13 protein-coding genes are annotated in these 12,666 nt (G+C 66.0%); 8 read left to right on the forward strand and 5 right to left on the reverse strand.

Annotation, left to right across the window (positions count from 1 at the left end; genetic code table 11):
- Positions 1-12: 12 nt before the first annotated feature.
- Positions 13-1,122, forward strand: a complete 1,110-nt coding sequence (locus LXM88_RS22770; protein ID WP_262544574.1) for a DmpA family aminopeptidase — start codon at positions 13-15, stop codon at positions 1,120-1,122.
- Between the two features lie 129 nt (positions 1,123-1,251).
- Here LXM88_RS22770 and LXM88_RS22775 read toward each other — a convergent pair whose 3' ends face one another.
- Together LXM88_RS22775 and LXM88_RS22780 are read right to left on the reverse strand one after the other, a co-directional pair.
- On the reverse strand, positions 1,252-1,464 hold the full coding sequence (locus LXM88_RS22775; RefSeq protein WP_262544575.1) for a hypothetical protein: 213 nt from the start codon (positions 1,462-1,464) through the stop codon (positions 1,252-1,254).
- A gap of 136 nt (positions 1,465-1,600) precedes the next feature.
- On the reverse strand, positions 1,601-3,784 hold the full coding sequence (locus LXM88_RS22780; protein ID WP_262544577.1) for an FUSC family protein: 2,184 nt from the start codon (positions 3,782-3,784) through the stop codon (positions 1,601-1,603).
- Positions 3,785-3,984: 200 nt separating this feature from the next.
- Here LXM88_RS22780 and LXM88_RS22785 point away from each other — a divergent pair, with 200 nt between their 5' ends.
- Positions 3,985-4,932, forward strand: coding sequence for a LysR family transcriptional regulator (locus LXM88_RS22785; RefSeq protein WP_262544579.1), 948 nt, complete (start codon positions 3,985-3,987; stop codon positions 4,930-4,932).
- A 132-nt stretch (positions 4,933-5,064) separates the two neighbouring features.
- Here LXM88_RS22785 and LXM88_RS22790 read toward each other — a convergent pair whose 3' ends face one another.
- Positions 5,065-5,367, reverse strand: a complete 303-nt coding sequence (locus LXM88_RS22790) for a DUF4148 domain-containing protein (protein WP_262544581.1) — start codon at positions 5,365-5,367, stop codon at positions 5,065-5,067.
- Positions 5,368-5,583: 216 nt separating this feature from the next.
- Positions 5,584-6,726, reverse strand: a complete 1,143-nt coding sequence (locus tag LXM88_RS22795; protein WP_262544583.1) for a porin — start codon at positions 6,724-6,726, stop codon at positions 5,584-5,586.
- A 309-nt stretch (positions 6,727-7,035) separates the two neighbouring features.
- Between LXM88_RS22795 and LXM88_RS22800 the strand changes: the two genes are divergently transcribed.
- From LXM88_RS22800 to LXM88_RS22820, 5 genes are all read left to right on the forward strand, one after another.
- Entirely contained in the window at positions 7,036-7,497 is a 462-nt protein-coding gene (locus tag LXM88_RS22800) for a VOC family protein (RefSeq protein ID WP_262544585.1), read from the forward strand.
- A gap of 248 nt (positions 7,498-7,745) precedes the next feature.
- Positions 7,746-9,080: a chloride channel protein gene (locus tag LXM88_RS22805; RefSeq protein ID WP_262544586.1), complete on the forward strand. Its 1,335-nt coding sequence runs from the start codon at positions 7,746-7,748 to the stop codon at positions 9,078-9,080.
- 297 nt (positions 9,081-9,377) lie between these two features.
- Positions 9,378-9,815 carry an STM2901 family protein gene (locus LXM88_RS22810; RefSeq protein WP_262544587.1) on the forward strand — a complete coding sequence of 146 codons (438 nt, stop codon included), beginning with the start codon at positions 9,378-9,380 and terminating at the stop codon, positions 9,813-9,815.
- Complete coding sequence (locus LXM88_RS22815; RefSeq protein WP_262544588.1) at positions 9,808-10,155, forward strand: DUF1493 family protein; 348 nt, start codon at positions 9,808-9,810, stop codon at positions 10,153-10,155. Before LXM88_RS22810 ends, LXM88_RS22815 begins: the two co-directional genes overlap by 8 nt.
- A 190-nt stretch (positions 10,156-10,345) precedes the next feature.
- Positions 10,346-10,801 (forward strand): type VI secretion system amidase immunity protein Tai4, encoded by a 456-nt coding sequence (locus LXM88_RS22820; protein ID WP_262547104.1) that lies wholly within the window; start codon positions 10,346-10,348, stop codon positions 10,799-10,801.
- A 51-nt stretch (positions 10,802-10,852) separates the two neighbouring features.
- Here the strand turns inward: LXM88_RS22820 and LXM88_RS22825 are convergent, their stop codons facing one another.
- Complete coding sequence (locus tag LXM88_RS22825) at positions 10,853-11,644, reverse strand: IclR family transcriptional regulator (protein ID WP_262544589.1); 792 nt, start codon at positions 11,642-11,644, stop codon at positions 10,853-10,855.
- A gap of 164 nt (positions 11,645-11,808) precedes the next feature.
- Between LXM88_RS22825 and LXM88_RS22830 the strand changes: the two genes are divergently transcribed.
- Positions 11,809-12,585 (forward strand): ABC transporter substrate-binding protein, encoded by a 777-nt coding sequence (locus LXM88_RS22830; RefSeq protein WP_262544590.1) that lies wholly within the window; start codon positions 11,809-11,811, stop codon positions 12,583-12,585.
- Positions 12,586-12,666: the final 81 nt, after the last annotated feature.

Below are 12,666 nucleotides of genomic sequence, written 5' to 3' on the forward strand. Positions count from 1 at the left end.
AGGAATTGCATCATGCGCACGAGGGATCTCGGCATCCGCATCGGACTCGGCACGCCGGGCCGCTTCAACGCGATCACGGACGTTCCGGGCGTGCGGGTCGGACATTGCACGCTGAACGTCGAGAACGGCGACGCATCGATCCGCACCGGCGTCACCGTTATCGAACCGCGCGCGGGCGCCGCGCACGATTCGCCGTGTTTCGCCGGCGTGCACGTGCTGAACGGCAACGGCGACGCGACGGGGCTCGAATGGATTCGCGAGGCCGGCCTGCTGACGACGCCGATCGCCTATACGAACACGCACAGCGTCGGTGCGGTGCGCGACGCGCTCGTCGCGAACGAGCGGGAAGCGGCGGCCGGCCGCGTGTACTGGTGCATGCCGGTCGTGATGGAAACCTACGACGGGCTGCTGAACGATATCTGGGGGCAGCACGTGAGCGCCGCGCACGTGCAGCGCGCGCTGGCCGCCGCGCAGTCGGGGCCGGTTGCCGAAGGCGGCGTGGGCGGCGGCACGGGGATGATCTGCCACGAGTTCAAGGGCGGTATCGGCACCGCGTCGCGCGTGCTCGCGGCCGATGCGGGCGGCTGGACCGTCGGCGCGCTCGTGCAGGCGAACTACGGTGTGCGCGAGATGCTGCGCGTGGCCGGTTATCCGGTCGGCGAAGTGCTGCGGCACGTGCATTCGCCGTTCCGCGCGCCCGACGCGGCAGGCGAGGCCGGCATGGGTTCGATCGTCGTCACGCTCGCGACCGACGCACCGTTGCTGCCGCACCAATGCACGCGCCTCGCGCAGCGCGCGAGCGTCGGGCTCGCACGCGTCGGCGGCGGCACCGAGGATTCGAGCGGCGACATCTTCCTTGCGTTCGCAACCGGCAACGACGCGCTGCCGGCGGCGAACTACGGCAGCAAGGGCGCGCCGACCACCGCCGTGAAGATGGTCAACAACGACCATATTTCCGCGCTGTTCGTCGCGGCGGCGGAGGCGGTGGAGGAAGCGATCGTGAATGCGCTCGTCGCGGGTGGCGACGTCGAATCGCGCGGTGCGCGGGTCGAGGGGCTCGGGCAGGCGCGCTTGCTGGACGCATTGCGCGAAGTGGGGTGGCGGCCGGGGCGCGGCGCCTGAAACGGCATGCGCCGCTTCAAACGAAGCGGCGTGGAGCGGGGCGGCGATGCGGCGATCGGCCGTTCCGCCGCCCGCCCGCGGATTCGATGCGGGCGAAGCGGGCCTGGCCGTGACGACGCGGCGTCATGCTCAGCTGCCGAAGTAGATGTTGCAGAAGCTGACCGGGCCGACACAGGCGTTCGGGTCTTCCTGATTCGATTGCGCGCGATCGACGCGGCCTGCGGCCTTGACGGCTTCGGCGCGGTTCGCCTGTTGCTGTGCGACGTCGGCCGGCGCAGGCTGTGCGTGGGCGACAGCAGCGGTGAGCGACAGGGCAACGAGGGCGAGGTGCAGCGGCTTCATTTTGTTTCTCCTGGGTGAGTGCCAGTCTCGCTGGCAGTGAGGAAACTATAGGCTCGCACTGCTTAAAGATTAATCGCCGCACCTGTAGAGCTTATTTCCATTCGGAACAAGGATCCCGTTGCGGGCGCACCGATGTTCAATGGCGATGCCGGTTGAACGGCGCATCCTTGTCCAGCAGCGCGCTGCGCATGAAGTGCAGGCAGCCGACGATCCGCTGCATGCTGCGGCGCGCGTCGGGCACCGCGTACCATGCCTGCAGCGTGTGCTGCGCCGCGCGGATCGCAAGGTTCACCGATTTCAGCGTGCGCGCATGGTGGCCGGGCGTCGGGTCGTCGAAGAAGCGCGGCAGCTCGTGCAGCACCGCGTCGATCGAACCGGTCCAGCGCAGCGTCTGCGGGGGTTTGGATTCGCAGAACGCGTGCAGTTCGTCGCGCAGGTCGATTACCGCATGACCGACTTCGAGCGTCGACAGCATCCAGCGCAGCGCGTCGCGATGCTGCCGCGTGCGTCGCACGAGCAGCGTGCGCAACTGCGCCATCAGGTCGTGCGTGCTCGACTGGAAGCGCTGCGAGAGGCCGTCCGGCGCACCTTCGCACGCGAGCGTGACCTGGCGGCGCAGGTCGTGCGCGATGCGGCCCGTGAGCCACGGCATGTGGGTGGGGAACACGACCGCGAACACGAGAGAGCACGCGAGCATCGCGACGACGACGGCCAGCCCGTTGTTGATCAGCACCTCGGGCGTATACGCGATCGCGTTGTCGGGGCCGGCGAGCAGGCAGAAGAACACCGCGAAGCCGATCCCGTAACCGGACAGGCCCGGCCGCATCGCGAGAAACGCGCCGAGGCCGAGCACCGGCGCGAGCGTCGCGCACAGCAGCGGGAAGCCGTCGATGTTCGGATACACGTAGCACAGGAACAGGTAACCGACGGCGGTCGCGAATGCCGCGCCGACGCTCATCTGCGCGACGAACTTCGGCGCGCGCGGCGACGTCGAGCTGAGCGCGCACGCGATCGCGGTGGCGATTACCGCGAGCGAGCCGCTCGGCCATTCGGACGCGATCCAGAACGCGCTCATCGCGCCGACCGCGACGATCGTGCGCAGGAACGCGAAGCCGACGAAGAACGAATTGGTCTTCACCGCGTAATGCGTGACCGTGCGCTCGAACGCGTGATCGTCCTGGTCGAGCGACGCGTAGGTGTCCGCGTAGCCGAGATATTCGCCGATGAAGCGGTACAGCAGCTCGATCGCCGTATCGAAATCGAGCAGGCCGCCGGCCGCGTGTTCCTCGATGATCCGCCGCGACGCGCGCGCGGCCTTCGGCAACGCGCTGTGGAAGCGGCGCAGTTCGAGCATCGCACCGGTGGCCGGTGCAATGCCGCGCTGCCGTTCGTCGCGCAATGCGGCGAACCGCTGCGCGAGCGCGTCGACGTGCGGCGCGAGCGCATCGAGCACCGCGTCCGAGCCGTTCGCGCGCAGGCGCTTGACGAGCTGGTGCAGCGCATGCAGCCGCGTGCATGCGTTCATGAACTCGCTGTTCAGCCGCGCGAGCCGGCGGCTGCGCGCGCGGATGTGCGGATCCTCGAACGACGCGAATGCGCGGTTCGCTTCGAAGCCGACGATGTCGTCGACGAAATCGGCGAAGCGCCGCTCGAAATCGCCGCGTGCGACGTCACCCGCAAGCGCGCCGGCGGTGAAGGCCGCGAACGTCGTGTGGCGGGTGCTCAGCGAACGCATCAGCGCTTTTGCGGAACTGAGCGGCAGGATCAAGGCGCTGACGGCGCCCGAACACGCGATGCCGAGCGCGACTTCCGCGGCGCGCGTGAGCGCGGACTGGAACAGCGTCTGCGGCGTCATCACGGCCGGCAGCCCGATCAGCGCGGCCGTGTAGCCGGCGAGCACGAAGCCGTACCAGCGGAAGTGGCGGTTGCGTACCGCGAGCGCGATGCAGCCGCCGATCCACAGCGTGATGCCGGCCATGTACAGCTCGGGCTGTTGCGCGAACAGCCCGCCGAGCGCGAGCGCGGCGACGAGGCCGGCCGCCGTGCCGAGCACGCGGTAGAAACTCTTCGCGAACACCATCCCCGACAGCGGCTGCATCAGCACGAACACGGTCGTCATCGCCGTGCGCGGCTGCGACATCTCCAGTCGCATCGCGATGCCCATCGCAAGGAGCGCCGCGAACACGGTCTTCGCGAGGTGCAGCCAGATCAGCCCGTCGCTGGCGGCCCAGTCGCGCGCCGCGTCGCCGAGCGGATCGAGCCATGCCCTCCATCGTGCCGGTTCGATGGAAGGTCGCTCGATCGCAGGTTGTGGCTTCATGAAAAGAGAGGTCCGCGCGGGGCCGGGCACGGTGCCGCGGCGCATCCGAACGGGTCCGTTCGACTGGTGAGGCGCCGATTGTAGGAGCGCGGCGCCCGCGCATTAACGCAGCTGCGGGGAAACGATAGTTGCAGCCGGAGCAACAATCTGTCGCATCCGGTGGAGGAAAATAGCGGCTCCGCCACAGGTTGCTCACAGGAATGGATACCCTACAAAACATGCGGGTGTTTTCGCGCGTCGTCGAGACCGGCAGCTTCACCGCCGCCGCGCAATCGCTGAATTCGACGACGGGCGCGATGTCGCGCGCGGTGTCGGAGCTCGAGGCGCGCCTGCGCACCCGTCTGATGAATCGCTCGACCCGCCGCCTCGCACTGACGTCGGCCGGCGAAAGCTATCTGCGGCGCTGCCGCCAGATCCTCGCCGACGTCGACCGCGCGGAAGAAGAGGCGAGCTGCGCGCACGAACGGCCGGCCGGCGTGCTGCGCATGCACAGCTTCGCGAGCGTCGGGCATCACTATGTGTTGCCCGCGCTGACGCGCTATCACGCGCAGTTCCCGGACGTGTCGATCGAACTGTCGCTGTCGCAGCGCATGCCCGACCTGTTCGACGGCACGAGCGACATGGCCGTCGTGACCGCGTCGTCGCTGCCCGATTCGGAACTGGTGTCGCATCTGCTCGGCTCGACGTTCAGCATCCTGTGCGCGTCGCCCGACTACGTGAAACGGCACGGCGTGCCGGCCCGTCCGCAGGATCTCGCCGCGCACGCGTGCCTGACGCTGTGTACGCCCGCGTTCCCGACGCACGAATGGGTACTCGAAGGGCCGGAAGGCGTCGAGCAGATCCACGTTGCCGGGCCGGTGCAGACCAATACGGCCGAATCGCTCGCGCTCGCGATCCGCGACGGCATCGGGATCGGCATGCTGCCGCTGTACTCGGCGATCGACGCGCTGCGCGACGGCACGCTCGTGCGCGTGCTGCCCGCGCATATCCTGCAGAAGATGAACGTGTATGCGCTGTATCCGTCGCGCCGCTTCGTCGACGCGAAGGTGCGGACCTGGGTCGAGATGCTGCGCGCGCAGGTGCCGGGGATGATCGAGCGCGACGTCGAGATGCTGAACGCGATCGGCCGCGAACCGCAGGCCGCTTGAACGCCTGGCGCGCATCCGTACGTCGATGCGTTGTGTTGACCGGTGATCGCGCCGCACACTTCCTTATGCACACACGACAGGCGCGTGGCCCGCAGCACACGATTCATGCGGGCGACGCGCTTCTTCACGTCGTCACAGCGCGGGCTTCGCCGCCGTGCCCGATTCGGTTGCGGCTGCACCGGCCGGGCCGTATGCGGCCTGCGCGGCCTTGTGCTCGGCGAGACGCTTAGCTGCAAGACGCTCCTGCGCGGCCATGATGTCGTCCGGATAGTTGCCGGCGTCGCCGAGCGACGGGTTGTAGCCAACCGATTCGAGGTCGTACAGTTCCTGCAGCACCTGCGCGCGCGTGACGGGCGACTTCGCCGACTGGGCGAACGACAGGGCCGGTGCGGCAAGCAGGACGGCAGCGGCGGCGGTAACGACGAGCGATTTCACGAGGTTCTCCTGGGTACGGGGTGGGTGGCCGGTTCGACGCGCAATGCGTGACGTGGACCTTCGACGGCAGTCTACGCAGCGCCCGCGCGCGTAAAAACCCCGATTCCAGGCAGGCTGCCTTCCAGATGGAACAACATTGGCGCACGTCGCTCGCGGCAAACGAACCCGTATGCGCACGCGGGTCCGTTGCCGGCGGGCGACGTTGCATCACACCGGTCAGAAGCGCGTGCGCATGCCGATCGTGCCGACGACCTGGTTCGCCGTGCTCGATGCGCCGCCCGACGTGTTGATGAACGCCTGGTAGCCGCGGCCGGACGCATGCTGGTACATCGCTTCCGCGTACAGGTCGGTGCGGCGCGACAGCTTGTACACGGCCTGCAGGTCGACCTGGTGCCACTTAGGATCGGTGCCGTGCTTGCTGTCCGGGTTCGACACGCTGGCGTCGGTGTACACGTAGGCCGCGCCGAGGCTCACCGCCGGCGTCACCGCATAGCGCACGTTCACGTCGTAGTTGTTGAACGCAACCTGGCCAGTGGAGCCGAACGAGCCGGTGTTGTCGTACTGCGAGCGCGTATAGACGAAGCCGACGGTCGCCGGGCCGAACACGTAGCTGACGCCGCCGCCGTACGAGCGCATGCGATCCGAGCCGATCGACCAGCCGCCCTGGCTCACGCTCTTCGCTTCGGCCGAATCGGTCGCGCCGGGGCTCGCGCTCGTCGAGCCCTTCGTGCCGTTCATCTGCAGGTACGCGCCGGCCACCTTCAACGGGCCGTTCGTGTAGCTCGCCGCGACGCTGTATGCGCGGTTGGCGCTGAAGTTCGTCGAGTTGGAGAACGCGTACATCGCGCCGACCTTGAAGCCCGCGAGCGTATCGCTCGTGTACTTGACCGCGTTATTGATGCGCAGCGAGTGGTTCAGGTTGTCGTTGTCGAACGGATGCGCGAAGCCCGCGTCGCCGAAGTCGCCGGCCGTCGCGGACAGCGGCGCGACGAAGTCGACCATCGTGTCGTACTGGCGGCCGAGCGTCAGCGTGCCGTAGCCGGCCTGGCTCAGGCCGACATACGCGTGGCGGCCGAACAGCTTGCCGTCCTGGCCGAGCCCGCCGTTGTTCGCGTTGAAGCCGTTTTCGAGCACGAACAGCGCCTTCAGGCCGCCGCCGAGATCCTCGCTGCCGCGCAGGCCGAAGCGGCTGCCGTTGATCGTGCCGCTGGCCATGCGCCACTGCGACGCGCCATTCACGTTGTTGGTGTATGCGATGCCGGCGTCGATCAGGCCGTACAGCGTGACCGAGCTTTGTGCGTGGGCGAGCGGCGCGAACAGCGCGGCCGTGCATGCACCGGCGATGAGGGTTTTTTTCATGGTGAGGCTCCTGCGTGTGGGACTGGAAACAAAAGTTCGGCGCAAGTATAGGAATGCACCGCGCGCGCAAGGCCGTTGGGGCCGCGAGCGCACCTTTCCGGATCCGGCAAGAGTCCTTCACAAAACTGACACGACGCGCCGCGCGCGCCCGAGGCCGGTCGTTCATGCGCGATGGCCTGAACGCTGCGTCCGTTCGGCGGGACTCGGCTGTCGCGCCGTTGCAACATGCGTGGAGCGTGATACGACGGTTGATCGGTACGGTCGACGCGCGGAGAATGAGTCGCTCGTGCCCACGACCGGAGACACACGATGCGCCAACCCGACCGCCATCCGCCGATCAGCGTCGCCGTGTATTACCGCGATCCGAGTGCCGCGCTCGAATGGCTGGAGCGCGCGTTCGGCTTCGCACGCGGCATCGTCGTCCGTACGCCCGACGGCGAGATCACGCATGCCGAGCTCACGCATCGCGGCAGCATCGTAATGATCGGCGGCCACTGGGCCGATTTCGTTACGAGCCCGCAGGAGATCGGCGGCAGGAATACGCAAAGCGTGCACGTGCAGCTTGCCGACGGCCTCGACGCGCATTGCGAACACGCGCGACAGGCCGGCGCGGAAATCCTGCAGGAACCGGCCGACCAGTTCTATGGCGACCGCACGTATCGCGCGCGCGATCCGGAACAGCATGTGTGGACGTTCGGCCAGCACGTGCGCGACGTGACGCCCGAGGAAGCGGCTGCCGAAACAGGCTTGTCGTTTGAAGGCTGGTCCTGATGCGCGGTGCGTTCGCGCATCGATGCTTTTCATCCATATCTGTTGTGTGAACCGGAGCGCATCACTTGCCCGGATTGATCGAGTTGATGCGGAAGGCGGTGACAAGCCGTCCGTGCTCGTGCATTCATAAAATGCATGAGTCGATTCGAAAAATACGTTTGTCTCATGAGAGTCGCAGGCCTACGATGCGGTCCTGATGACGGCGCGCATGTTGCGCGCCGTCCTTTCGATCCCTGTTCGTCGACCTCATGCGCCTCGATCTCCCGTCCGCCCCCGCATCTTCCTCGCCGTCGGCCAGCCCGTTCGCACGCATGGCTGCCGTCACGATCCTGACCGGTGTCGGCGCGGGGCTCGGCGGCATGCTGCTCGCGCTGCTGCTGCATGCGATCCAGCACGTCGCGTACGGTTACAGCGTCGCGCACGTGATCGGCACCGAGAGCTTCCTCACCGGCGTGTCCGATGCCGATCCGCAGCGCAGGTTCGTGGTGCTGGTCGTCTGCGGGATCGTCGCCGGCGGCGGCTGGTGGGCGCTTTACCGATACGGCCGGCCGCTCGTCAGCATCCGCCGCGCGGTGCGCGCGGCCGATCCGAGGATGCCGTTCGTCAGCACGACGGTTCATGCGCTGCTGCAGATCGTCACCGTCGCGCTCGGCTCGCCGCTCGGCCGCGAAGTCGCGCCGCGCGAGATCGGTTCGCTGCTCGCTGGGCGGCTCGCGCATCGCGCGGGGCTCACGCCCGACGACTGCCGGCTGATGGTGGCTTGCGGCGCCGGTGCGGGCCTCGCAGCCGTCTACAACGTGCCGCTCGGCGGCGCGATCTTCGTACTCGAAGTGCTGCTCGGCACGTTCGAGCTGCGTGCGCTGATCGTGGCGGTCGTGACGTCGGTGATCGCGGCGGTTGTCGCGTGGATCGGCCTCGGCAACGAACACCAGTACACGGTGCCTGCGTTCGCGCTGAGCACGCCGCTCGTCGCATGGTCGATCGTCTGCGGGCCGCTGTTCGGCTTCGCCGCGTACGGCTTCGTGCGGCTCACGACCCTTGCGCGGACAAGCGCGCCGAAAGACTGGCGGCTGCCCATGCTCGCGCTGGTCAACTTCGCGGTGATCGGCATGCTCGCGATGTGGTTTCCGCAATTGCTCGGCAACGGCAAGGGGCCGGCGTCGCTGGGTTTCGACGGCACGCTGACGATCGGTCTTGCGGCGGCGCTGCTGGTGCTCAAGGTGCTGATCGAGGCGGGCAGCCTGCGCGCGGGCGCCGATGGCGGCCTGCTGACGCCGGGCCTCGCGAACGGCGCGCTGCTCGGCATCGTGCTCGGCGGACTGTGGAGCCTCGTGTGGCCGGGCGCGTCGATTGGCGGGTGTGCGCTCGTCGGCGCAACGGCGTTTCTCGCAGCGTCGATGCAGATGCCGATTACGGCGGTCGTGCTGTTGCTCGAATTCACACGGGCGAATCACGACAGCCTCGTGCCGATGCTGCTTGCGGTGGCCGGGTCGCTCGTCGCGTACCGGTTCGCGCAGCGGTTAAGCGAGGGGCGGGCGAGTGGGGCTGCGACCGTGAGCGAGCGCGTAGCGGCGACGCGCTAACGCACGAGCGGTCACGGGCCGGATAACATCGGCGCATTCGTCGCCAGCCAGCCACGGAAAATTAACGCTTTGCATTCGTTCTGATGCGTGCCGTTACTGCGGGGACTCGCGCGGAACGATGACGCGGTATCGGTCCGAACGGCAAGCCGGGAACTACTGCAAAGGAATCACTCGAGATCGATCAATTGTGCTCGGACATTCTCCCGCAGCAACCGTCGACCGGTAAGCCCGTTGTCCTCCCTGCGCCATTCACGATAGCCTTGTCCGCTCGTTCAAATTCAAACTATCTGAGAGAAAATGGCGAATACGTACAAGTACGGCATTCATGAGGGCTTGAGCCGTGAAGAATTGCTCTTCCTGATCTTCATAGAAGAGACTGGCAAGGAGATGGGTGTAGATGATGCGGTCGGTATCGCGATGGTGTTATTGGGCCAGCGCTTCATTCCGACTCGTGGCAAGTTCGCGAATGCCGTCAAGGGCACCTCCATCGCGTCTGTCGTTTCTCGTCGTATGCTGCCGTACGAACTGAAGTACCGGATTTTGCCTACCGTTACTTCGTTCACGAGCCTTATCATGTTGCGCATCAAGTTCACGCGGAATATCGGCGCGTTTGTCGGGCGCGCGATACCCGGAGTTGGTTGGGTAATCCTGGCCACGGATGTATCGCTGATCACTTATCGCACGGTCAGCACCTACAACAGCACGGTGAAGCCCGAGGATCGTTTGTATGGCTGATGCATGGAAGCGTCTCGAAGCGTTTATCGAGACCGATATCGGCAGGTTTCCGGTCGATCGAATCGAACTGACGCGGGACACGGACCTCTATCATGATCTCGACATGGAGCCGGGCGACATCGCCGAACTCGTCAGGCGATGGGCCGTAACGTTTGATATCGACCTCTCCGCGTTCGACATCCACTATTACTACCCGTCCGCGAAACTCGATATCGGGTCGTTCCTCGCGGCGGTCGTCAAATCTCCGTTCAGCAACAAGGCGCGCGAGACGTTGGGCGGCCGATCACTGACGCTCGGAATGATGGAACAGGCGATGGACCGCGGGCGCTGGGAGCGATGACCCGTCTGGTGTTGCATGCTGCGGGCCGGATGCCTGTTTTTGCGTGCGCGTCTTCCACCACGAAGTCCGGCCCGCGACGTGTTTCATCGAGCTTCGCCGAAAGGCTCTCGGATCAACGGCAATCGGTGCTATGACCACTGCCATTCCAACGAACCGGCCGTACGTATCGTGCGAATTTCTGGTGTCTGTCATGAAGAGAGCCTGGCTCGCGGCCGGACTGACGTGCATTGCGCTGCATCTTGCGGCGGTGTCGGCGAAGGATGCAGCGCAGGCGTCACCGGAGGCAGGTTCGCGGACTTACCTTCAGAGCTTCAAGGACATGGTGCTCGCGGAGTGCCTGGCAACCGCTTACAAGCAGGAGCCCGGCGCGAGCAAGGACATCGGCAGCAGCGTCAGTGCGTTGCGCGACTGGACCTACTACGACATGGAGCGTGCGCCGGATGTCATTCGCGCGCTGGTGGCGAAGTATCTTGCGCGTGATTACCGGAATCCGGTTGTCGAATCGGAGGTCGCAGACGTGAAGTTCGACTTCCTGAAGTGCGTTGACCTGTATCACGGCAAGGAACTGGACACCGCGGCGAAGAAACTCGTCTTGCGCCCGAACAGTACCTACCGGACGGAGAATTCGCGGAAGCCTCAGTATTGACCAAACGCCGTTGCACAATGCAGCGGCGCTGCCGTTTCCCTATCGCAGACACTATTCGAGCGTCCGGATCGAATTGCTGATGCCGCGCGCGCAGTCGATCACGGCCGGCGCGAGCTTGCGGCGCGCGTCGTCGAATGTCCAGCGGCTCGTCGGCGCGACCACGTGCACGGCTGCGACGGGCTGCCCCTGGCTGCCGAGCACCGGCGCCGCGATCGACATGTCGCCGATGAACAGTTCTTCCTGGTTGGTGGCGTAGCCTTCCTGGCGCGCGCTGTCGAGCAGCGCGACGAGTGCGTCGAGCGCCGTGACCGTGCGCGGCGTGTGCGGCGTGCGCGCCATCCCGTCGAGCCGCGCCCGCGCATCGTCGGGCGGCAGCGCGCTCAGGAACGCGCGGCCGCTGCCGGTGCAATACATCGGGATGCGGCTGCCGATCGGCATATGGATCGGCACGAACTTCGTCGACACGAAACGCGCGACGTACACCATCTCGTCCTCGTCCGGCTCGGTGAGGTTGGTGGTTTCGCCGGTCACGTTCGTGAGTTCGGACAGGAACGGATTCGCGACGTCGATCAGCGTATCGGCCGCGAGGTAGTTGAAGCCGATCCGCATCACGTGCGGCGTGAGCTGGTAACGCCGCGTGACCGGATGCTTGCGGATATAGCCGAGCTTCTCGAGCGTATAGACCATCCGCTGCGCCGAGCTCTTCGTCATCCCCGCCGCGTCGGCCACTTCCGCAAGCGTCATCGTGCGCCGCTTCGCGCTGAACGCGCGCAGCACGTTCAGCCCTTTCTCCAGCGACTGGTTGAACAGCAGGTCGTTTGACTGATCGGGCGATGTTTCCATGAGCAAGGGGGCTTGATCGATTCGATATCGAATCATAGCGTATCGAATATCGATACGCAAAAATCTATTTGCGATATTTTTGATTCGTTCTAAGATCGGGTCATCGTCGCAATGCGTCGACCCGCGATCGCACGGCGTACTGGCTTATTCGAGAAGGAGACACCATGGTTACGTTCATCAAGCGGTTCGGCGCACTGGCTGCCGGTTTCGCCACCTGTATCGCCATTTCCGCGGCATCGGCGGGCGCCGCCGCGGCCGAGCCGACGCTGAAGGTCGGCGCGACGGCCACCGGCGTGCCGTTCACGTTTCTCGACGTCAAGAGCAATTCGATTCAGGGGATGATGGTCGACGCGATCACCGCGGCCGGGAAATCGGCCGGTTTTCGCGTCGACGTGCAGCAGACCGTGTTCTCGGCGCTCATTCCGTCGCTCACCACGCAGAAGATCGACATCATCTCGGCCGCAATGCTGAAGACGCCGGCGCGCCAGCAGGTCGTCGATTTCTCCGACACGGTCTATTCGTTCGGCGAAGGCCTGATCGTGAAGGCGGACGACCCGGGCCGCTATACGTCGATGGACGATTTCAAGGGGCAGGTGGTCGGCGCGCAGGTCGGCACCGCGTTCGTCGACGCGCTCAACAAGAAGGGCATCTTCAAGGAAGTCCGGACCTACGATTCGATCGCCGACATCATGCGCGACGTCGCGCTCGGGCGCATCAAGGCCGGCTTCGCCGACCAGCCGATCGTCGCGTACCAGATCGATCACGGCGTCAACCGCGACGTACGGCTCGTGCCCGAATACCAGAGCGTCGTGAAGGGGCAGGTCTGCTTCATCGTGCGCAAGGGCGATACCGCGACGCTCGAGCAGCTCAACGGCGCGATCCGCAAGATGAAGAGCGACGGCACGCTGCAGCAGATCCTGCAGAAGTGGCACATGAGCTGAGCGCCGGCCCCCGGTTCCGGACCGGTTTCGCCCGCGTCTGGCGGGCACCCATTGCGGCGCGCCGTTCGGCCATCGCATAGG

Origin of the sequence: Burkholderia sp. S-53 (assembly GCF_025560745.1) — a bacterium.
In the GTDB taxonomy this organism is placed as follows: Bacteria; Pseudomonadota; Gammaproteobacteria; order Burkholderiales; family Burkholderiaceae; genus Burkholderia; species Burkholderia pyrrocinia.